Here is a 21,072-nt window from a genome sequence, read left to right as displayed (position 1 = left end):
TATAAGTGGGGGCTGGTATGATCCTCGTTCGTGCACGCGTTCGACATCCTTGGCGACCCGGTGCGCCGGCGCATCCTGGAGCTGCTCGCCGACGGTGAGCAGACCTCTGGCGCGATCACGGACGTGATCCGGTCCGAGTTCGGGCTCTCGCAGCCGGCTGTCTCACAGCATCTGCGCGTGCTGCGTGACAGCGGGTTCGCGTCCGTGCGGGCTGAGGGCGCTCGCCGGTTCTACGCCATCGAGCCCGCGCCGCTGAGCGAGGTCGACGCGTGGTTGGACCGGTTTCGCCGGTTCTGGGAACAACGCCTCGACGCCCTGGAGACCGAGCTGGCCCGGGGCAGGCGTGCAGCTCGGACACCGAACGAGTCCGGCATCGATGCGGACAAAGAGCGATCCGTCGGCGAAGGGGACATGACATGAAAGACGTATTGGACGAACTGGCCGCCGCGCACCGGGCGATGGGCAAGGGCAGCGTGCCCGCCGGTGACGCGTACACCGTCGAGGTGCGGCGTCGCTACGAAGCGCACATCGAGGACGTCTGGGACGCCGTCACCAGCCCCGAGCGGCTGCGTCGCTGGTTGAAACCGGTCACCGGGGACCTGCGCCCTGGCGGGAAGTTCGAGTTGGACGGCGGTGAGCACGGCGAGATCCTCCGGTGCGAGCCGCCGCGTCTGCTCAAGGTGTCCTGGCTCTACGGGCCGGACGCCGACGCCTGGCCCGGCACGAGCGAGGTGGAAGTGCGCCTGGCGCCGGGCCCGACCGGCGACACCGAGTTCGAACTGGTCCACGCAGCGGTCGTCGAGGAGCCCCTCTTCCCGACCTACGGCCCCGGTGCCGGCGGCGTTGGCTGGGACCTGGCTCTCCTCGCCCTGGCCCGGCTGTTGGCCGGTGCCGGGGCCGCCGACCACGAGGGGGTCGCGAAGTCGCCCGAAGGACGCGAGTTCATCCGGCGCAGCGCCGCGGCATGGGGCAAGGCCCACCTGGCCGCCGGTGGCGAACCGGAGCACGTCGCGGCCGCAGTCGAGGCCACCACCAGGTTCTACGCACCCGACCCGACCTGACATCCCCACTGCGGTGGACCGGCCGGCAATGTCGGACCTCTCCGTCGAGGAGCAGGCCGAGCAGCACGACAGCATGTCGTTCCACACCTGGAAGGAATGCGCGCGATGAAGCACACCAACTCGATCGAGATCGCCCTGCCGCGGGAGCGGGTGGCCCAGCTGCTCGCCGACCCGGCACACCTGCCGAAGTGGCTGAGGGGCTTGGCGCTGCACGAGCCGATCAGTGGGATGCACGGGCAGCTCGGTACCAAGTCGCGGGTCGTGATGCAGTCGGGGCAGCGGAAGATCGAGTGCACCGAGACGATCACGCGCCGGGATCCGGCAGACCTGCACGCGATCCCCGAGGGGGTCGTCGTCCACTTCGACCGCGAGGTCGTCGGCGCGGGGATGTGGAGCGTCGTGCGCGATCGGCTGACCGAGTCCACTCCGGAGACGACGCTCTGGGAGAGTGAGAGCGAGTACCGGTTCAGCGGCCTGTTGATGCGGCTGGTGGGGCTGCTCATGCCCAGTGCCTTCCGGAAGCAGTCGCAGCAGCACATGCAGGATTTCAAGGCGTTCGCCGAACAGGGGAGGGATGTCCGCGAAGGGGAGAACTGATCGATCGCGATCAGCACCGAGGATCCCCGACAGCGGTCGGCCGCTGCTCGGCGCGCCCGATCACGGGATCTCGGGCCGTGATCATCATCGGGCACTTGCGTTCCCACGTTCGGTTTCCTGGCGAACGACCCTCTCCGGACCGGGACGCCTCTGGAACGCCTGACTGTCCAGCCGCCGAGGCGGTCCTGACGTCATGGCTAGCGATGCACGCACGCCTCGCGCACATCGCATCACCGCCAAGCCCTGCGGAAGCTGTAGATCCCGACAACATAGCCACGCGCCAGGACCGGGGCAGGACGGGGAAAGGGGCCGCGTGCGCGCGGCCCCTCCCGCCCCCCGGGCTGCCGGACGGCGGGCAACCCGCCTGACTCGTCCGGCGTGTTCGGTGGTCGGGTGACCGAACTCCTTCGAGCGTTCCGGACGTGCCTGCGGTCCGCATCACCAAACCTCCGTATGCGCATCCGTATACGCGGACGTACACCGGTCTCCGTACGCCCTCAGCACCAATACGGATCCCGGTTGATGCGCGACGCGGGTCGAGCACAGGAAAGTAGGCACCGCAAAGGCACCATTCGAGGAGACGATGTGCAGCTGACCGCGGAGTTCGCCCCGGACCGACAGGCCCTTGTCGGCGGTCCGCTGCGCGGATGGCAGCACCACGCGCACGAGGACGCGCTGGCCCGCCTCGCCCCCGCGCACCCGGCCGAGCTGCCCAACGGCCTGGAAGTCCTGGTCACCACGATGGGCCTGGAGGCGACCAAGGCCCTGCTCAACGACGACCGGATGGCCAAGGACGCCGCGTCGCTGCGCGCCGCGATGCAGGACCAGTTGGCGCGCAAGGGCAGGCCCACCGACCTGTCCCGGATCATCGGCCCGTCGATGCTCAACACCGACCCGCCGCACCACCGCAAGCTGCGCGCGCTCGTGTCGCAGGCGTTCACGTCGCGCCGCGTCGAACAGCTGCGCCCGGCGGTGGAGCAGACGGCCCGGGAACTGGTGGCCGCCCTGCCCCAGGACGCCGACCTGATCGGCGGCCTGGCGTTCCCGCTGCCACTGGCGGTGATCTGCGACCTGCTCGGCGTGCCGGTCGAGGACCGCGAGCAGTTGCACGAGTGGACCACGGCGATGATGACCGAACGGCCCGAGCTCGTCGTGCCCGCCTCCGACGCCATGTTCGGCTACCTCGCCGGCCTGATCGAGCACAAGCGCGCGCAGCCGGACGACGCGCTGCTCAGCGCGATGGCGCTGGCGCAGGTCGACGGCGAGCGGATGACCGCCGAGGAACTGCTGACCACCGCGATCCTGCTCGTCGTGGCGGGGCACGAGACGACGACCGGCCTGATCGGCAACGCCGCCACCGCCCTGCTCGCCACGCCCGGCGCGTGGGAGGCGTTGAACGAGGACACCGTGTCCGCCGCGGTCGAGGAAGCGGCCCGCTGGGACTCGCCCGTCCGCGTCACCCCGCACTACCTCGCCACCACCGACGTCGACGTGCCCGGCGGCGTCATCCCGGCGGGCACGGTGGTGATGATCGGCCTGGGCACGGCGGGCCGCGACCCGCTGGTGCACGGGCCGACCGCGAACCGCTTCGACCCGACGCGGGTGTCCGCGACCGGCAACGCGGCCTTGGGCCACGCGACGTTCGGGCACGGCGTGCACTTCTGCCTCGGCCACCACCTGGCCCGGATCGAGACGCGTGCCGCGCTCCTGGCGTTGCGCGAACGCGCGCCGCGAGCCCGGCTTTCGGTGGATCCGGCCGAGTTGGAGCGCGGCGACAAGGTCGTGCCCAACACCTTCGCCGCCGTGCACGTGGCGCTGGACGCGTAGAGCGAACAGGACGGGAACTCACATGTCGGCACGACTGGGCGAGCTGCGGCGGACGGCCCCTGGCGGTGGCCGTTCGATCATGCTCGCCAGCAGGGTGATGAGCTGGTGGCGGTTCGCGATGTCGAGCTTGCGGTAGATCCGGGTCAGGTGGGTGTGCACGGTCGCGGGCGAGATCACCAGCCGGGTGGCGACCTCGGGGTTGGACAGGCCGTCACCCACCAGCCGGGCCACGTTCCACTCGGCCGGGGTGAGCCCGGCCGGGCGGCGGTCCGGCGCCGGCGTGCCGTGCTCGACGACGACGTCGTCATCCTCGTCGAGCACGATCGCCAGCGCCTCGTCCACCGACTCGGCCCGGCTCGCGTAGGCCCGTTCGTACTCGTCGTCGCCGAGCGCCGCCCTGGCCTGCGCCACGGTGTGCTCGGCGAGCCGGGAGAACGGCACGAGTCCGCCGACCCGGACGCCGGTGACGCGGTGCAGCCGGTGCGCCAGCCCCAGCATCCGGGCGGCGGCACGGGCGTCACCGGCCCGCGCGTACGCCCAGCCCAACGCCTCGATCGTCCACAGCGGCCCCCACTTGTCGCGGATCGCCCGCTGGATCCGCAAGCCTTCGCGCAGCACGTCGAGCGCGCGCTCCGGATCGCCCCACCGGGTCTCGACCACGCCGTTGCACCAGTGCGCCCAGCTCAGCCCCCACGCCGCCTCCAGGCGTTCGCACGTGGCCAGGAAGTCCGCCGCGGCCGGCTCGGCCTGTTCCCGGGTGCCGAGCAGCACGAGCGACACGGTGAGCAGGATGTGCGCGAGGTGGTGGTCCACCGCGAACGGCGGCCCCAGGTCCCCGAACTCCCGGTGCGCCTGCCGCAACCGCTCCACGCCGTCGAGGTCGCCGTTCGCCATCACGGTGTACGCCCCGTGCACGAACGTCACCGCCGCCAACGGCACGTCCACCTGGCGGGCCAGTTCGGCGGCTTCCTCCACCCGCCGGGCGACCAGGTCCCGCTGGACCCCCAGGCACAGCGCGATCCACGCGTCGAGCGCGATGGCGCTGGCCCGCAACGGGTCGGCGGCGACCGGCGCGGCGGCCAGCGCCCGCCCCAGCCAGAGCCGCTCTTCCGGTAATCGGCCCGCGTAGGTGTACCAGCGGGTGCGAGCCAGGTCGACGCTCATCTGGAGCCCGGCGTACGCGGTGGCGGGGTTGCCGATCAGGTCGGCCAGCACCACCCGGTGGTTGGCCATGTCGGCGTCCACCGCCGCCAGCAGCGCGGCCTCGTTGTGCCCGACGAACGACTCGGCCAGCCGTGCCGCGTCACGCCGGAAGTAGTCCTGGTGGCGGAGCCGGACCTCCTCCACCTCTCCCGCGTCCCGCAGCCGGGCCGCGCCGTGCTGGCGCAGCGGTTCCAGCAGGTGGTAGCGGCTGCGGTCGGCGGACGGCAGCGCGATCGACTTGTCCACCAGCCCGGCCAGCGTGTCGGCCACGTCGTCCGCTTCCAGCCCGTCGCCCGCGCACACCGCCTCGGCCGCGGGCAGCGTGCACCCGCCCTCGAACACCGACAGCCGTGCCCACAGCAGGCGTTCGGCGGGTGTGCAGTGGGCGTGGCTCCAGCCGATCAGGGCGGCCATGGTCTGGTGGTGCTCGACCGCGGTGGTGTCGTTCGCGGTGAGCACGCGCATCACGTCGTCCAGCCGGTCGGCCAGCAGCGCCACCGGCATCGACCGCATCCGCACCACGGCCTGCTCGATGGCCAGCGGGATGCCCGCGACCCTGCGCAGCACGCGCACCACGTCCGGCCAGTTCTCCGGCGTGACGCCGCCCCACCCCGGCACGCTCGCCTCGGCCCGGTCCACCAGCAGCGCCACCGACTCGTGGCTCAGGTCGAGCGGCGAGCCCTCTGCGGGCACGTCCAGCGGCGGCACCATGACCAGCACCTCGCCGGGCACCCGGAGCCGGGCCCGGCTGGTGGCGAGGATCCGCACGCCGGGCGCCGCGCCGAGCACCGCGCGCACGAGGTGCGCCACCGGTTCGACCAGGTGCTCGCAGTTGTCCAGCACCAGCAGCAGCCGCCGCGACTCGAGGTAGTCGACCAGGGTCTCCAACGGCGTCGTGGTGGCCTGGTCCGGCACGCCCACCGCACTCGCCACGACCTGTGCCAGCAACTCCGGGTCGCCGCCGCGCGCGGACGCGAGCTCGACCAGGCGCACGCCGTCGTCGTGGTGGCGGTGCACCTGCGCGGCCAGTTCCAGCGCCAACCGGGTCTTGCCCGCACCTCCCACCCCGGTGAGCGTTATGAGCGGTGCGACGCCGATCCGCCGACGCAGGTCGGCGAGCAGTTCCTTCCGTCCGACGAATGAACTCAGTGCACGCGGCACGACACCGCTTCCCGATGCCCGGTCGGTCATCCGGACACCGTACCGACACGTCACGTCGACGCGGCGTGAGATCACCGAAGCGGCGCAACGGTGACCGGCTTGCAAGGGGTTGCACGACTTTGCGCAAAAGTCGCGGGACGCGAGCGGGATCGCGACGACCGACCGCCCTGCTCGTGATCGTGGAGGACGGCGGGGTCACCGCCGGCGCGGCCGATCCGTGGAGGCCGGGTCACGCCCAGGCCAGCACCGACTCCACCTCGGCGTCGAGTTCGGACACCGGGATGTGGCCGAACTGCTCCACCACGATCCGCCCGTCCCGCCGCCGCCACGTGCCGCGCACCTGACCGTCCACCACGACGTGCGGGATCGGAGCGCCGCCGACACCCTGCACCAGCGGCGCGTGCGCGGGGTCCAGCAGCAGGTCGCGGTCCTGGTAGCCGAGCAGGAACGTGTCGAACGGGCCGAGCAGGCGGACCGTGCCGTCGAGGTCGGCGGCGTCGGTGGTCGGCAGCTGCCAGCCGTGCTTGCCCTCCACCAGCTCGTCGAACGGGAACGCGGCGTGCACGTCGGCGGCGGGCAACCCGCTCCAAGCGGTGAAGTCCTCGACCGTGGCGGGACCGTGGGCACGCAGGTAGCGGCGCGCCAACTCCGGGATGCCGTGCGGTTCGGCGCCCTTCTCGGTGTCGTCGGAGTGGGGGAGCAGCCGGTAGGTCGACCGGCCCGCGCAGACCACGCCCTTGTTCGCGGCGTAGGCGAGCAGGTAGGCCGCGGCGGTAGTGGTCGGGTCGAGCACCACGCCGACCTCGGCGAGCCGGGCGACGACCTGCGGCCTGGTCAGCGGTTCGGTCAGCACTTCCCGCAGGCCGGCCAACGCCCGCGCGCACAGCTCGTCGGTGAGCCCGAGTCCCAGGCGCTGCCGACGCGAGCGGGCGACGTTCACCGGGCCGAGCAGCGCCACCAGCCAGCCGACGTCCGCGCGGCGCAGCAGGTGCACCGCGCCGCGCATGGCGCAGGTCCGCACGACGTCACCGGAGTCCAGCGCGGCGCCGAGGTCGGCGGGCGTGACGCCGGTGGTCCGGGCCCGCACGGCGAGACCCGCGGCCGTGATGTCCTGCGCCTGCACGGCGAGCACGTCGCGCAGCAGTTCCGGCAGTGAGCGGGCCGGTGTCGTCAGGCGTTGCGCCCGCATGCGCAGCGCCCTCGCCCGACCGGCGGTCACCTCGGCCCCGCGCCCGTCGAGCCGCGGACCACGAGCTCGGGCATGAAGACGAACTCCGCGTGCGGCGCCGGTGTGCCGCCGATCTCCTCCAGCAGCGCGTTCACGGCGGCCTGGCCCATCGCCTCCACGGGCTGGCGCAGCGTGGTCAGCGGCGGGTCGGCGAACACGATCAGCGGCGAGTCGTCGAACCCGACCACCGACACGTCCTGCGGCACGTTCAGCCCGCGGTGCCGTGCCGCCCGGATCGCGCCGAACGCCATCAGGTCACTGCCGCAGACGATCGCCGTGCAGCCCTTGTCCAGCAGCGCCGTCGCCGCGGACTGCCCGCCCTCGACCGTGAACAGGGAGTGCTGCACGAGCCCTTCGGCCTGTTCGGCGGTGTACGGCAGGGCCGTGCGCATGTGCTGCACGAACCCCTCGATCTTGCGCAGCACGGGCACGAACCGGCGCGGCCCGACCGCCAGGCCGATGCGTTCGTGGCCCAGTTCGACCAGGTGGGACACCGCGAGCCGCATGGCAGCCCGGTCGTCGGTGGACATGAACGGCGCCGAGATCTTCTCCGTGTACCCGTTGATCATGACGAACGGGATGCCGCGACCGGCGAGCTTGGTGTAGCGGTCCGTGTCGGCGGTGGAGTCGGCGTGCAGGCCGGAGACGAACACGATCCCGGCCACGCCCCGGTCCACCAGCATCTCGGTCAGCTGGTCCTCGGTCGAGCCGCCCGGCGTCTGCGTGCACAGCAGTGGCGTGTAGCCCGCGCTGGTCAGCACCTGCTCCACGACCTGGGCCAAGGCGGGGAAGATCGGGTTGCTCAGCTCGGGCGTGATCAGCCCGATGAGCCCGGCACTGCGCTGCCGCAGCCGGGGCGGGCGTTCGTAGCCGAGCAGGTCCATCGCGGCGACCACCGCCTGCCGGGTGGCCGCCGAGACGCCCGCCTTGCCGTTGAACACCCGGCTGACGGTCGCCTCGCTGACACCGGCCTGGGCGGCGATGTCGCTCAACCTGGCGGTCACGCCGTCCATGTCGGGTCCTCTCCGTCGCGGTCACGCACGCACCCCGACAGGAAAGTCCTTGCAAGCGGTTTCTGCAAGCCCTTGACGCCGGCCGGAGCCTGTGATCACCGATCACGGCGTCGTCCGACTGGAACCCCGTCAGACTACGGGCGCCAGGCCCGGCGAGGCCAGGCAGCGGGCGGCCTGGTGCGCCCCGGCGGCCATCGCAGCCGGCATGTCGGCGCCCGCGAGGTGGGCGACCAGGAAACCCGAGAAGAACGCGTCACCGGCGCCGTTGGTGTCCACGATCTCCCCGACCGGCACGGCCGGGACGCGGTGGACGACGCCGTCGGCCACGCCCAGCGCTCCGTCGGCTCCCAGCGTGGCCACGGCCGGCTTGTCGAGCGACTTCAGGAACACCGGCAACGCGTCCTCGCCCACACCGTGCCCGTTCCGGAAGGCGTCGTCGTTGAGGAACACGTGGTCGGCGGCGTCCAGGAAGTCGCGGTGGAAGTCGGCGACGCCGTCGTAGTCGTGCAGGTCGCACCACACCGGCACCCCGGCCGTGCGGGCGGCGGCGAGCAGGGGACGGGCGTGGTCGGCGAGGTCGACCACCGCCGCGTCGGCCCGCGCCAGCGCCGCCGCAGTCCGCTCGTCGTGCCGGGCGGCGCGCAGTTCCGGCAGTTCCAGGTAGATCGACACCCGTCCGCCGTGCGGGTCCATCAGGTTGAGGTGCTGCTCGGTGGCGCCGTCCGCGACCTCGACGATCACGTGCACCCCGGCCCGCTCCAGCACGTCGAGCACCGCGCGGCCGGCGTCGTCGTCACCCACGACGGTCCGCAGCGTGACGTCCGCGCCGAGCGAGGCGAGGTTCAACGCCTTGCCGGCCGACGTGCCACCGACCGCCATCCGGTGACCCGAGGCGAACGCGGTGTGCGGCCGTGCCTCGGGCAACCGGTCCACGAAGACCAGTCGGTTCCACGACACCGGCCCCGCGACGAACACCCTCGGCTTCCGCATGCCCGCCATTGTGCGGCGTGATCAACGAACGGGCGAGCGGCGGGCGGGCCGCGCCGCAACTCATGTCATGCTTGTCCCTATAGCTTCAGTGTTGACTAAAACTCGACGTGGAGCGAGTGGAGCCGGTGCCCGAGCGGCGGCACGGGCGTGCGGTCCAGGACGTCGGAGACCGGACGGATGTCGGGGAAGCGGTCGAGCAGGATGCGGAAGCACTCGTCGGCTTCGGTGCGGGCCAGGGCGGCGCCCAGGCAGTAGAACGCGCCGAGGCCGAAGGCGGTGTGCCGGTTGGGCTTGCGCGTGATGTCGAAGCGGTCGGGGTCGGTGAACACCTCGGGGTCCCGGTTGCCGGCGGCCATCGCCAGGTAGAGCCGCTTGCCCGCGGGCAGTCCCAGGCCGCCGACCTCGACCGGCTCGGTGCTCTCCCGGACGATCACTCCCGCCGGTCCGTCGCAGCGCAGCATCTCCTCCACCGCGCCGGGCGTGAGCTCCGGGTCGGCCTTCAGGCGCGCCAGCTGGTCGGGGTTCTGGAACAGCAGCGCGAGCCCGTTGGCGATGAGCCCGGCGGTCGTCTCGTGGCCCGCGAACAGCAGCAGCACGCAGTTGGCCACGATCTCGTCCTCGGTGACCTGGCCTTCCCGCTCGGCGGCGACGAACATGCTGATGAGGTCGTCCCGCGCCTCGGCCCGGCGTTGCCGGACCAGGCCGCGCACGTGCTCCTGCATCTCCAGCACGCTGCGCTGCGACCGGCGCAGCTGGTCGACGTCGGAGAGCTGGAAGATCGCCAGGATGTCCCGCGACCACGCCTGGAGCTGCTCGCGTTCGTCGGTGGGCATGCCCAGCATCTCGGCGATCACGTTGGCGGGCAAGGGGTACGCCAGGTCGGCGACGACGTCCATCCGCCCTTGATCGGCCACCGCGTCGAGCAGTTCGCGGGTCAGCTCACGCACCCGCGGGCGTAAGCCGTTGACGGTGGCGGGGGTGAAGTAGCGCTTGAGCAGCTGCTGGAACCGCACGTGGTCGGCCTCGACGGTGTGGCCCATCCACAGCTCCATCGACTGGCGCAGGGGGAGCAGCTCGTCCTGCTCGGCCTGGCTGAACGTGGACAGGGTCTGCGTCATGTTGGCGGGGGAGAGGCGGCGGTCCTTGAGCGCGGCGACGATGTCGGCGTGCCGGGTGAGCAGGTACGCGTCGAGCCGGGGGACCAGGCTGACCGGGCTCTCGGCGCGGATGCGGTGCAGCAGCCCCATCGGGTCGGCCATGGCCTCGGGGGTGAACAGGTCGTAGGACTGGACGACAACGGCTGAATCGCTCATGACCGCCAGTCTGTCCCGGCGCGCCGAGCCGGCACCACGAGCTCCAGCGGAATGGCGTAATGCGCCGAGCCGGCACCACGAGCTCCAGCGGAATGGCGTAATGCGCCGAGCCGGCACCACGAGCTCCAGCGGAATGGCGTAATCGAGCGATCATCACAGCATGACCGCCTTAATAACTTCAGTGTTGACTGAAGTTATTCCACCCCGGTGGTCCGGCAAACCCGCGAACAACCCACAACAGCAAGGAAGCCCCGGGCTCTGAGCCCGGGGCTTCCGGCGGCGGTCGCGGTCAGGGTTGCGATGCCCACCACTGGCGGCCGGTCTCGCCGAGCGTGGAGATCGGGTCGTAGTACGGGTACCGGCGGTCGAGCGCGTCGGGGTCGTCCAGCTCGATGCCGGTGCGGTAGTTCTTGGTCCAGTACGAGATGCCGAGTTCGCGGTCGTACTCGTGGAGCTGGTGCACCCAGCGCTTGCCGACGTACGGGACGTCGCAGACGATGCGGGGCGTGGCGTAGCCGGGGAGGTAGCCCATGATGGCGTGCTGGAGTTCCTGGGCTTCCCAGACGGCGACGCGCCAGTGCTCGGCGTTGGGGATCATGTCGCACATGTAGAAGTAGTACGGCAGGATGTTCGCCTCGCCTTGGAGGGCGAAGCACAGGTCGAGCAGGTCGCCTGGGGTGGCGTTGACGCCCTTCATCAGCACGCCCTGGTTGCGGACGTCGCGGACGCCGACTTCGAGGGCGGTGCGGGCGGCTTCGGCGACGAGTGGCGTCACGGACTGCACGTGGTTGACGTGGGTGTGGATGGCCAGGTTGACGCCGCGCCGGGAGGCGGTGCGGGCGACGCGTTCGAGGCCTTCCACGACCTTGGGCTGGAGCCAGTGCTGGGGGAGTCCGGCGAGGGCCTTGGTGGCGAGTCGGACGTCGCGGACGGACTCGATGTCGAGGACCCGCATGAGGAACGACTCGAGCTGTGGCCAGGGGACGTTGGCGACGTCGCCGCCGGAGACGACCACGTCGCGCACGCCGGGCGTGCGCTTGAGGTAGTCGATCATCTGCTCCTGGCGGTCGACCGGTTTGAGGGCGAGCTTGTGCTTCTGGACCTGGGGGGTGGAGTTGCCGACGAGGTCCATGCGGGTGCAGTGGCCGCAGTACTGGGGGCAGGTGGAGACGAGTTCGGCGAGGACCTTGGTGGGGTAGCGGTGGGTGAGGCCTTCGACGACCCACATCTCGGCTTCGTGCAGCGAGTCGCGGGTGGAGTGGGGGTGGCTGGGCCAGTCCGGGTCGCGGTCGGAGCGGACGGGGATCATGTAGCGGCGGATGGGGTCGGCGAGGAACGCCGTGGTGAACGACTCGGGGTCCAGCGGGGCGTGGGCCGCCATGGTGTTGAGCATCTGGGGCGGCGTGAGCATCGACATGGTGGCCGCGTGTTCCTGGTCGGCGACCAGGTCCTCGTAGAAGCGGTCGGTGAGCAGGTTGCCCATGAGGGCGCGGAGCTGCTTGAGGTTCTTGACGCAGTTGGCGCGCTGCCACTGGGCGTCGCGCCACTGGGCGTCGGTGACGTCGCGCCAGCCGGGGAAGCGTCGCCAGTCGGGTTCGACCAGCTCTTGGCGCACGTAGGTGTAGGGCTGTAGGTCGGCCCGGTGTGACGTGGGCGTGACCTCATGCAGCGCTGTCATCCGTGCTCCCTAGCCGTCGAGTTGCGTGAAGATATGCTGCCAGATGGCCCGTTCGACGTAAATATTACGGCAGGGAGCGTTTTGGGCGGTTCGTGCGTTGGGGTGGGTATGCGCGTGTTGGCGGTACTGCTGATCGGCCTGGCGGTCGAGGTCACGGCCGTGGTGGCGGCCTTCGACACCTGGGGCGCCCTGCCGACCCTGGGCCTGTTGGTCCTGGGTGGGGTGGTGGGGATGGTGTTGTTGCGCCGTGAGGGCGCTCGCACGATCGGGGCGTTCTCGGAGGCGTTGCGGACGCGTCGTGCGCCGCACCAGGAGATCGCGGACGGCGTGTTGATCGCGGCTGCGGGGTTCTTGATCTTCGTGCCGGGGTTCGTCAGTGACGTGGTGGGGTTGTTCCTGCTGTTCCCGCCGACGCGGCGGTTGATCAGCCGGCGGATGGCGCGTCGTGCGGAGGCGCGGGAGCGGGAGATGGTGCTCAACCTGCGTTATGGGCGGTCGCCGATGGCGGGCGGGACCGTGGTGGACGGCGCGGTGGTGGACGGCGCGGTGGTCGACGGCGCGGTGGGCGGTGTGGTCGCTGACGGTCCGGTGGTGGACGGCGCGGTGGTCGACGGCGCGGTGGGCGGTGTGGTCGCTGACGGTCCGGTGGTGGACGGCGTGGTGGTCGAGGGGCGTGTGGTGGACCTGCGTCCGGGTTCGGGGCCGGTGAACCGGCCCGAGGTGAGCTGAGGTCCGCAGCGGGGCCGGCTGTGCGGCGGGGGCCGGGTGAGGTCCCTCGGCGGGCGGCTGTGCGGCGGGCGGGGCGGTCCGGTGGGGGAGGACTGTTGATCGGTTCGGGTGTCGCGGAGACGGGCGTTGGGTACGTGACACGGCATGACGGTCATAGGTGTGCACGCCTCGCACGAGCAGGTACACCCGACGGCACTGCTGGACGCGGTCCGCCGGGCGGAGGAGGTGGGCTTCGACGCGGCGATGTGCTCGGACCACTTCTCGCCGTGGAGCAGCAGGCAGGGGCAGAGCGCGTTCGCGTGGTCGTGGCTGGGTGCCGCGCTCCAGGCGACGTCGTTGCCGTTCGGGGTGGTGAACGCGCCGGGGCAGCGGTACCACCCGGCGGTGATCGCGCAGGCGATCGGGACGTTGGGGGCGATGTTCCCGGGTCGGTTCTGGGCGGCGTTGGGGACCGGTGAGGCGAGCAACGAGCACATCACGGGCGAGGCGTGGCCGCGGAAGGACGTGCGGGCGGCGCGGTTGCGCGAGTGCGTGGACGTGATCAGGGCCCTGTTGGCGGGGGAGGAGGTCTCGCACGACGGTCTGGTGAAGGTGGACCGGGCGCGGTTGTGGACGAGGCCGGATGAGGCGCCACCGCTGGTGGGTGCGGCGGTGAGCGAGCAGACCGCGCGGTGGTGCGCGGAGTGGGCTGACGGGTTGATCACGGTGAACGCGCCGTTGGAGCACCTGAAGCGGATGGTGGGCGCGTACCGGGATGCGGGTGGTGGTGGTCCGCTGTACCTGCAGGTGCACTTGAGCTGGGCGGAGTCGGAGGAGGAGGCGTCGGCTGTCGCGCACGACCAGTGGCGGAGCAACGTGTTCGGTCCGCCGGTGTGCTGGGATTTGGAGACGGCGGAGCACTTCGACGTGGTGTCGGAGCGGGTGACGCCGGAGCAGGTGGCGGCGGTGGTGAACGTGTCGTCGGATCTCGATCGGCACGTCGCGGTGTTGCGCGATTACGTGGAGTTGGGGTTCGACGGGTTGTTCCTGCATCACGTGGGTCGGGAGCAGGGGCGTTTCCTGGACGTGTTCGGTGACCGGGTGCTGCCGGGGGTGAGGGCGTGAAGCTGACCAGGACGGCGGACCTGTGGTGGAAGAACGCGGTGGTGTACTGCCTGGACGTGGAGACGTTCCACGATTCGGACGGTGACGGCTGTGGTGATTTCCGGGGTTTGACGCAGCGGATCGACCACCTGCAGCGGTTGGGTGTGACGTGTGTGTGGTTGATGCCGTTCTTCCCGACGCCGGAGCGGGATGACGGCTATGACATCACGGATTTCTACAGCGTGGATCCCCGGTTGGGGACGCTCGGTGATTTCGCGGAGTTCATGCGCACGGCCCGGGATCGGGGTATCCGGGTGATCTCGGACCTGGTGGTGAACCACACGTCGGATCAGCACCCGTGGTTCCAGAGCGCGCGGGATCCGAAGAGCCCGTTCCACGACTGGTACGTGTGGCAGGACAAGCCGCCGCCGGACGCGGACAAGGGCGTGGTGTTCCCGGACAAGGAGACGTCGCTGTGGACCTACGACCGGAAGGCGAAGCAGTACTACCTGCACCGGTTCTACAAGCACCAACCTGATCTGAACGTGGCGAACCCGGCGGTGCGGGACGAGATCGCGCGGGTGATGGGGTTCTGGATGGAGCTCGGGTTGTCGGGGTTCCGGGTGGACGCGGTGCCGTTCTTGTTGGAGGCGCCGGTCGAGGCGTTGCCGGATCCGCACGACTACCTGGGTGATCTGCGGGCGTTCTTGTCGCGGCGCAATGGCGAGGGCGTGTTGTTGGGTGAGGTGAACCTGCCGTACGCGGAGACGATGAAGTTCTTCGGGGACGGCGATGGTGTGGGTGACGAGTTGCACCTGTGTTTCGATTTCATCGGGATGCAGCAGATGTACTTGTCGTTGGCGCGGCAGGATGCGGGGCCGTTGACGCATGCGTTGAGCGAGCGTCCGGTGCCGCCGCGTGATTGTCAGTGGGCGACGTTCGTGCGCAATCACGACGAGTTGACGTTGGACAAGTTGACGGTGCCGGAGCGGCAGGAGGTGTTCGACGCGTTCGGCCCGGACGAGGACATGCAGTTGTACGGGCGGGGTCTGCGGCGGCGGTTGCCGGGGATGTTGGGGCACGACCCGCGGCGGATCCGGATGGTGTACAGCCTGTTGTTCTCGTTGCCCGGTACTCCGGTCCTGTTCTACGGGGAGGAGGTGGGGATGACGGAGGACTTGGAGGTGGAGGGTCGCGATGCGGTGCGGACGCCGATGTGGTGGGACGCGGTGGCGGAGCAGCGGCGGGACGGGGAGTCGTTGTTGGCGTGGACGCGGTTGTTGGTCGAGCGGTACCGGGAGTGCCCGGAGTTGGCGTGGGGGACGTTCAAGGTGATGGAGACGGCGGATCCGGGGGTGTTCGCGCACCGGTCGGACATCGACGGGGGCACGGTGGTGGCGGTGCACAACTTCGCCGAGCGGGAGGTGTCGGTGGAGTTGTCGGAGTTGGAGGGTGAGTTGGTGGACCTGTTGGTGGACGGGACGGTGGAGGTGAAGGGCGGTCGGGCTCGGGTGGAGTTGGGTCCGTTCGACTGTCGGTGGTTCCGTCAGGTGCGGCCGTCGTAGGCGGTCGCAGGCGGTAGTCACGGAGCGGGTCGCGGCCAGATACTTGCGAAATCGCGGTCGTTCACGTGAAGATATCCGCGTCCTGACCTTGTCGACCGAAGGATTTCCATGACTTCGCCGTACGGTCTGCATCGCGTCGTCGAGCCCGCCGGGGTGTTGCCGCAGCAGGCGTGGCGGTTGGACGCGTCGCCGGAGTGCGGTGCGGACGAGGTCGTGGTGGACGTGGAGCGGTTGAACCTGGACGCCGCGTCGTACCGGCAGTTGCGTGAGGAGCACGGGGTCGCGGGGGTGCGGCGGGCGGTGCTGGACATCGTGGCGTCGCGCGGGAAGATGCAGAACCCGGTCACCGGGTCGGGCGGGATGTTGTTGGGCGCGGTGCGCGCGGTGGGCCCGTCGTCGCCGTTGGGGCTGCGGGTGGGTGACCGGGTCGCGACCCTGGTGTCGTTGACGTTGACGCCGTTGCGGATCACCGATGGTCTGGCCCGGTGGGACGGTGGCGACGAGCAGGTCCCGTGTTCGGGTACGGCGGTGTTGTTCGGCCGGTCGATCGCGGCGGTGTTGCCGGACGACGTGCCGGCGGGGTTGGCGTTGTCGGTGTTGGACGTGTGCGGTGCGCCGGCGTTGACCGATCGGGTGGTGCGGCGGCACGGGGCGCCGTCGGTGCTGGTGCTGGGCGGTGGGGGCAAGTCGGGGTCGTTGTCGTTGGCCGCGGCGCGCCGGGCGGGGGCGTCGCGGTTGGTGGCGCTGGTGCCGACGGAGCGTGAGGCGGCGGCGGTGCGCGGGGCCGGTCTGGCCGATGTGGTGGTGGTGGCCGATGCGCGTGATCCGGTCGCGGTGGCGGATGCGGTCGGCGGGCAGGTGGACGTGACGGTGGTGTGCGTGGACGTGCCGGGTTGTGAGCACGGTGCGATCCTCGCCACGGCCGATGGCGGCACGGTGGTGTTCTTCTCGATGGCGACGTCGTTCTCGGCCGCCGCGTTGGGTGCGGAGGGTTTGGCGGCGGACGTGGAGATGCTGGTCGGGAACGGTTACGTGCCCGGTCACGCGGCGTTCGCGTTGGACCTGCTGCGGGCGGAGCCTGCCGTGCGGGCGTTGTTCGAGCACCGGCAGACTCAGCAGGCGTGACTACTGTGAACGGCGTCCCGGCGTCGACCGGCCCTTCGACGCGTCTGCTCGTGGGGGGACGCATCCACTCCCCGACGGCGCCGGACGCGACGGCGATGGCGATCACCGACGGCACCGTGGTGTGGCTGGGTCGGGATTCGGTGGGTCGGGCGCTGCACCCGGGTGCCGAGGTGGTGGACCTGGAGGGTGCTTTCGTCGCGCCCGCGTTCGTGGACGCGCACGTGCACGCCACGTCCGCCGGTCTGCTGTTGACCGGGCTGGACTTGACCGGTTGTGGTTCCCTGGCCGACCTGCTGGACGCGGTGCGCGCGGCGGAGGGGCCGTTGGTGTGGGGTCACGGCTGGGACGAGACGCGGTGGCCGGAGAACCGTCCGCCGACCCGTGCGGAGCTGGACGTCGCGGCTGGTGGTGCTCGGGTGTACTTGTCGCGGATCGACGTGCACTCGGCGTTGGTGTCGTCGGCGTTGGTGGAGTTGGCTCCGGCGGCGCGTGGCGCTGACGGCTGGTCGCCGGACGGTCCGCTGTCCCGGGCGGCGCACCACCACGTGCGGGGGGCGGCGAAGGACGCGATCCCGGCGGAGCGGCGGCGGGCGGCGCAGCAGGCGTTCCTGGCGCACGCCGCGTCGCGCGGTGTCGCGTCGGTGCACGAGTGCGCGGGGCCTGATGTCTCCGGTGTGGAGGACTTGGCCGATCTGCTGGCCACCGACCTGCTTGACGTCGTCGGCTACTGGGGTGGTCTGGAACCGGTCGACCTGCCTGTGCGGGGTTTGGCGGGTGACCTGTTCGTGGACGGGGCCCTGGGCTCGCGCACGGCGGCGTTGTGCTCCCCGTACGCGGACGCCGACACGTCGGGCGCCTTGTACCTGGACGCCGACGCGATCGCCCGGCACCTGGTGGCGTGCACGGAGGCGGGGTTGCAGGGCGGGTTCCACGTGATCGGCGACGCTGCCGTCGAGGCCGTGGTGGAGGGGTTCGAGAAGGCCGCGGCGGTGGTCGGCGTGCCCGCCCTCGCCGCGCGCCGGCACCGTCTGGAGCACTTGGAGATGGTCACCGCGGAGCAGGCGGCGAAGCTCGGTTCGTGGGGTGTGGTGGCGTCGGTTCAGCCGTTGTTCGACCGCGAGTGGGGTGGTCCGGACGGCATGTACGCGCAGCGGTTGGGGGTGGAGCGGGGGACGGCGTTGAACCCGTTCTCGCGGCTGGCCGCGGCCGGTGTGGTCCTCGCGCTGGGGTCGGACGCGCCGGTGACGGCGGTGGACCCGTGGGCGGCGGTCAAGGCGGCGGTGCGGCACCGGACGGACGGGTCCGGGTTGTCGGCGCGGGCCGCGTTCACCGCCCACACGCGTGGCGGGTGGCGTGCGGCGGGGGTGGACGACGGTGTCACCGGCACCCTCCAGCCCGGCGCGCCCGCGACCTACGCGGTGTGGGACGCGGGGGAGTTGGAGGTCGCGGCGTCGGACAGCCGGGTGCAGCGCTGGTCCACCGATCCCCGTTCCCGGGTGCCGGCCCTGCCCGCGCTGGACGGTCCGGCGCCGACATGCCTGCGCACCGTGCTGCGTGGCCGCACGATCTACGACGCGGGCCGAGCCCTGCAGAAATCGGAGTGAGCTGATGGCGTTGCTCGACCTCGACCCGAAGGTGGTCGCCACGGCGCGGGAACTCGCCGCGCGGGCCGCCGAACCGGTGGTGGCCCTGGCGAAGGCCCACACCACGGTGGCGGTCGAGCGCGCCACGCTCCGCCTCGCCGGGATCACCGGCGCCGACTCGACCCACCGGGCGGGTGACGTGCCGTGGGTGAACCGGGTGGTCGACACGGTGCGGGAGCACTGCGGCCTGGAGCACGGCGTGGTGCTGCCGGTGTTCCACGCGTTGCGGGAGCACGGCCTGGCTGGTCTGACCGATCTGGCCGAGGCGACCGCCGCCGGCCAGGTCCGGTACCGGCTGCCCACGGGGCGTGACCGGGAGCGTGCCGCGAAGGCGGCGGCGACGGCGGTGACCAAGGGGCTGCGGATCGTGGACCGCAACCGCGTCCAGCGGGACCGGCTCGTCGCCCGCCTGGGCGATCCGCCCCGGCGGCCCTGGATCTACCTGATCGTGGCCACGGGTGACATCGACGAGGACGTGGTGCAGGCGAAGAACGCGGCGCGCGCGGGCGCCGACGTGATCGCCGTGATCCGGTCCACCGGGCAGTCGCTGCTGGACTACGTGCCGGAGGGCGCGACCCACCACGGGTTCGCGGGCACGTACGCCACGCAGGAGAACTTCAGGATCATGCGGGCCGCGCTGGACGACGTGTCCGCGGAGGTGGGCCGGTACGTGCGGCTCACGAACTACGCGTCGGGGCTGTGCATGCCGGAGATCGCGGTGCTGGCGGGGTTGCAGCGCCTGGACATGATGCTCAACGACTCGATGTACGGGATCCTGTTCCGCGACATCAACCCGATCCGCACGTTCGTGGACCAGCGGTTCTCGCGGCAGGTCCACGCCCGCGCCGGGATCGTCATCAACACCGGCGAGGACAACTACCTCACCACGGCCGACGCGGTCGACGCCGCGCACACCGTCACCGTGTCGCAGCTGCTCAACGAGCGCTTCGCGCATGAAGCCGGCCTGCCCGACCACCTGTTGGGCCTCGGTCACGCGTTCGAGATCGATCCGAAGGTACCGGAGTCGTTCCGCCTGGAACTGGCCCACGCGCTGCTGGCCCGGGAGCTGTTCCCGGACGCGCCGCTGAAGTGGATGCCGCCGACCAAGCACATGACCGGCGACGTGTTCAAGGGCTACCTGCTGGACGGGTTCTTCAACCTCGCGGGTGTGCTGACCGGGCAGAGCATCCTGCTGGTGGGGATGATGACCGAGGCGGTGGTCACCCCGTTCCTGTCCGACCGGGACCTCGCGCTGGCCAACGTCCGGTACGTCCTGGACGCGGCGGGTGGTCTCGCCGAGGACTTCCGTCCCGCGCCGGACGGGCTGATCGTGAAACGCGCCCACCAGGTGCTGGGGGAGGCGGTGGACCTGTTGGCCCGGATCGTGGACGACGGGTTGCTCGACGCGATCGGCGACGGCACGTTCGGCCTGATGAAACGCCCCGCAGACGGGGGACGCGGCGCCGATGGCGTCGTGGAGAAGGCCGACGACTACCTCAACCCGGCGTCCGAGCTGCTGGAGGCCCGGTGAAGCGGCACGTCCGACCCTACGGCGACACCACCGGCGACGGCATGGTGCAGATGTCGTTCACCCTGCCCGTGCCGGCCGGCCCGAAGGCCGACGGGGCGGCGCGGCAGCTCGCGAACCGGATGGGCGTCGACCCCGCGATGGTCGTGCACTCCAACCCCATCGGCGACGACTTCACGTTCTTCGTCGTCTACGGCTCGGTGCAGCACGTCGTGGACCTGGACGAGGTGCGGGTGGTGGAGCGCGAGTACCCGCTGCTGTCGCCTGCCGAGGTGAACACCACGGTGAAGAAGCTGTTGCGCCGCAAGCTGGTCGTGGTCGGGGCGTGCATCGGCAGTGACGCCCACACCGTGGGCATCGACGCGATCCTCAACATCAAGGGGTTCGCGGGGGAGAAGGGCCTGGAGTACTACCGGGAGCTGAAGGTGGTGAACCTCGGCGCGCAGGTGTCGGTGCCCGAACTGGTGCGGCGGGCGCGGGCGGAGAAGGCCGACGCGGTGCTCGTGTCGCAGGTGGTGACCCAGCGGGACGCGCACATCCTCAACATCCGGGAGATGGCCGCCGCGTTCAACGAGGCGATGGGGGAGCGGCGTCCGCTGCTCATCGCCGGCGGGCCCCGGTTCGACCCGCTGATGGCGGGGGAGCTGGGGGTGGACCGCGTGTTCGGCCGCGGCACCACTCCCGGCGAGGTGGCCGGGTACCTCGTGCACGCCATCCAGTCCCGCAAGACCCCGCCGCACGCGACGACCACGCGCGCCAAGGCCGCACCGGCCAGGGCCACGCCGCCGGTGAAAGCCACGCCGCCGAAGACCGCGCAGCCGAGAGCCGCGCGCGTGAAGACCGCGCCGGCCAAGACCGCGCCGGCCAAGACCGCGCAGCCGACGAGCGCGCCGAAGAAGACCGCGCCGAAGAAGAGCGCGCAGCCGAAGGAGAACACGTGAGCCCGACCGAGGGATTCGCCGTCACCCACCGCCGGTACGTGCCGCACTCGCACGCCCACTACGGCGGCGCCCTGGTCGACGGCGCGTACGGGCTGGGTCTGTTCGGGGACGTGGCCACCGAACTGCTCATCCGCACCGACGGCGACGAAGGCCTGTTCGCCGCCTACTCCTCCGTCGAGTTCCTCGCCCCCGTCCTCGCCGGGGACGTCGTGGAGGCCACCGCCACCCTCGTCCGCGTCGGCACCCGGTCCCGCGAGATCGACTTCGAGGCCCGCGTCGTGTGCCGCTCCGCCCCCGACCGCGGCCCGTCCGCCGCCGACGTCCTCGACCCGCCGCTCGTCGTCACCCGCGCCCGCGGCACCGTCGTCGCGCCCAAGGCCGGCTAGT

Annotated in this window: 18 protein-coding genes; 12 read left to right on the top strand and 6 right to left on the bottom strand. The window is 71.2% G+C overall.

What is annotated here, in order from left to right; genetic code table 11:
• Positions 1-30: 30 nt before the first annotated feature.
• From ACRAKI_RS18830 to ACRAKI_RS18815, 4 genes are all read left to right on the top strand, one after another.
• On the top strand, positions 31-420 hold the full coding sequence (locus tag ACRAKI_RS18830; protein ID WP_447001814.1) for an ArsR/SmtB family transcription factor: 390 nt from the start codon (positions 31-33) through the stop codon (positions 418-420).
• On the top strand, positions 417-1,061 hold the full coding sequence (locus ACRAKI_RS18825) for an SRPBCC domain-containing protein (protein WP_447001813.1): 645 nt from the start codon (positions 417-419) through the stop codon (positions 1,059-1,061). Before ACRAKI_RS18830 ends, ACRAKI_RS18825 begins: the two co-directional genes overlap by 4 nt.
• A 105-nt stretch (positions 1,062-1,166) precedes the next feature.
• Positions 1,167-1,658 (top strand): SRPBCC family protein, encoded by a 492-nt coding sequence (locus ACRAKI_RS18820; RefSeq protein WP_447001812.1) that lies wholly within the window; start codon positions 1,167-1,169, stop codon positions 1,656-1,658.
• Positions 1,659-2,243: 585 nt separating this feature from the next.
• Entirely contained in the window at positions 2,244-3,485 is a 1,242-nt protein-coding gene (locus ACRAKI_RS18815) for a cytochrome P450 (RefSeq protein ID WP_447001811.1), read from the top strand.
• A gap of 18 nt (positions 3,486-3,503) precedes the next feature.
• On the opposite strand, the gene ACRAKI_RS18810 is transcribed toward ACRAKI_RS18815, so the two are convergent.
• From ACRAKI_RS18810 to ACRAKI_RS18785, 6 genes are all read right to left on the bottom strand, one after another.
• Positions 3,504-5,879, bottom strand: a complete 2,376-nt coding sequence (locus tag ACRAKI_RS18810; RefSeq protein ID WP_447001810.1) for a helix-turn-helix transcriptional regulator — start codon at positions 5,877-5,879, stop codon at positions 3,504-3,506.
• Between the two features lie 199 nt (positions 5,880-6,078).
• A complete protein-coding gene (locus ACRAKI_RS18805; protein ID WP_447001809.1) occupies positions 6,079-7,068 on the bottom strand; it encodes a winged helix DNA-binding domain-containing protein in 990 nt (329 codons plus the stop codon).
• The gene (locus ACRAKI_RS18800) at positions 7,065-8,090 is read right to left on the bottom strand and encodes a LacI family DNA-binding transcriptional regulator (RefSeq protein ID WP_447001808.1); all 1,026 of its coding nucleotides are present in this window, start codon (positions 8,088-8,090) and stop codon (positions 7,065-7,067) included. The genes ACRAKI_RS18805 and ACRAKI_RS18800 overlap by 4 nt, the downstream gene beginning before the upstream one ends.
• 129 nt (positions 8,091-8,219) lie before the next feature.
• A complete protein-coding gene (locus tag ACRAKI_RS18795; RefSeq protein WP_447001807.1) occupies positions 8,220-9,080 on the bottom strand; it encodes a carbohydrate kinase family protein in 861 nt (286 codons plus the stop codon).
• 95 nt (positions 9,081-9,175) lie between these two features.
• The gene (locus tag ACRAKI_RS18790; protein WP_447001806.1) at positions 9,176-10,393 is read right to left on the bottom strand and encodes a cytochrome P450; all 1,218 of its coding nucleotides are present in this window, start codon (positions 10,391-10,393) and stop codon (positions 9,176-9,178) included.
• A gap of 289 nt (positions 10,394-10,682) precedes the next feature.
• Positions 10,683-12,071, bottom strand: a complete 1,389-nt coding sequence (locus tag ACRAKI_RS18785) for a KamA family radical SAM protein (RefSeq protein WP_447001805.1) — start codon at positions 12,069-12,071, stop codon at positions 10,683-10,685.
• 108 nt (positions 12,072-12,179) lie between these two features.
• Between ACRAKI_RS18785 and ACRAKI_RS18780 the strand changes: the two genes are divergently transcribed.
• The 8 genes from ACRAKI_RS18780 to kal all read left to right on the top strand — a co-directional run bounded on the left by ACRAKI_RS18780 (position 12,180) and on the right by kal (position 21,071).
• The gene (locus ACRAKI_RS18780) at positions 12,180-12,800 is read left to right on the top strand and encodes an FxsA family protein (protein ID WP_447001804.1); all 621 of its coding nucleotides are present in this window, start codon (positions 12,180-12,182) and stop codon (positions 12,798-12,800) included.
• A gap of 144 nt (positions 12,801-12,944) precedes the next feature.
• Positions 12,945-13,904: a TIGR03885 family FMN-dependent LLM class oxidoreductase gene (locus ACRAKI_RS18775; RefSeq protein WP_447001803.1), complete on the top strand. Its 960-nt coding sequence runs from the start codon at positions 12,945-12,947 to the stop codon at positions 13,902-13,904.
• Entirely contained in the window at positions 13,901-15,448 is a 1,548-nt protein-coding gene (locus ACRAKI_RS18770; RefSeq protein ID WP_447001802.1) for an alpha-amylase family protein, read from the top strand. Before ACRAKI_RS18775 ends, ACRAKI_RS18770 begins: the two co-directional genes overlap by 4 nt.
• A 108-nt stretch (positions 15,449-15,556) precedes the next feature.
• Complete coding sequence (kdd, locus tag ACRAKI_RS18765) at positions 15,557-16,573, top strand: L-erythro-3,5-diaminohexanoate dehydrogenase (RefSeq protein ID WP_447001801.1); 1,017 nt, start codon at positions 15,557-15,559, stop codon at positions 16,571-16,573.
• Positions 16,570-18,177: an amidohydrolase gene (locus ACRAKI_RS18760; RefSeq protein WP_447001800.1), complete on the top strand. Its 1,608-nt coding sequence runs from the start codon at positions 16,570-16,572 to the stop codon at positions 18,175-18,177. The genes kdd and ACRAKI_RS18760 overlap by 4 nt, the downstream gene beginning before the upstream one ends.
• A 4-nt stretch (positions 18,178-18,181) precedes the next feature.
• Positions 18,182-19,747 (top strand): lysine 5,6-aminomutase subunit alpha, encoded by a 1,566-nt coding sequence (kamD, locus tag ACRAKI_RS18755; RefSeq protein ID WP_447001799.1) that lies wholly within the window; start codon positions 18,182-18,184, stop codon positions 19,745-19,747.
• Positions 19,744-20,685 (top strand): lysine 5,6-aminomutase subunit beta, encoded by a 942-nt coding sequence (kamE, locus tag ACRAKI_RS18750; RefSeq protein WP_447001798.1) that lies wholly within the window; start codon positions 19,744-19,746, stop codon positions 20,683-20,685. Before kamD ends, kamE begins: the two co-directional genes overlap by 4 nt.
• Positions 20,682-21,071 carry a 3-aminobutyryl-CoA ammonia lyase gene (gene kal / locus ACRAKI_RS18745; protein WP_447001797.1) on the top strand — a complete coding sequence of 130 codons (390 nt, stop codon included), beginning with the start codon at positions 20,682-20,684 and terminating at the stop codon, positions 21,069-21,071. The genes kamE and kal overlap by 4 nt, the downstream gene beginning before the upstream one ends.
• Position 21,072: the final 1 nt, after the last annotated feature.

It is taken from the genome of Saccharothrix isguenensis (assembly GCF_052936305.1).
Note: the sequence above shows the minus strand (reverse complement) of the source record. Positions and strands in the feature narration are given on the sequence as shown.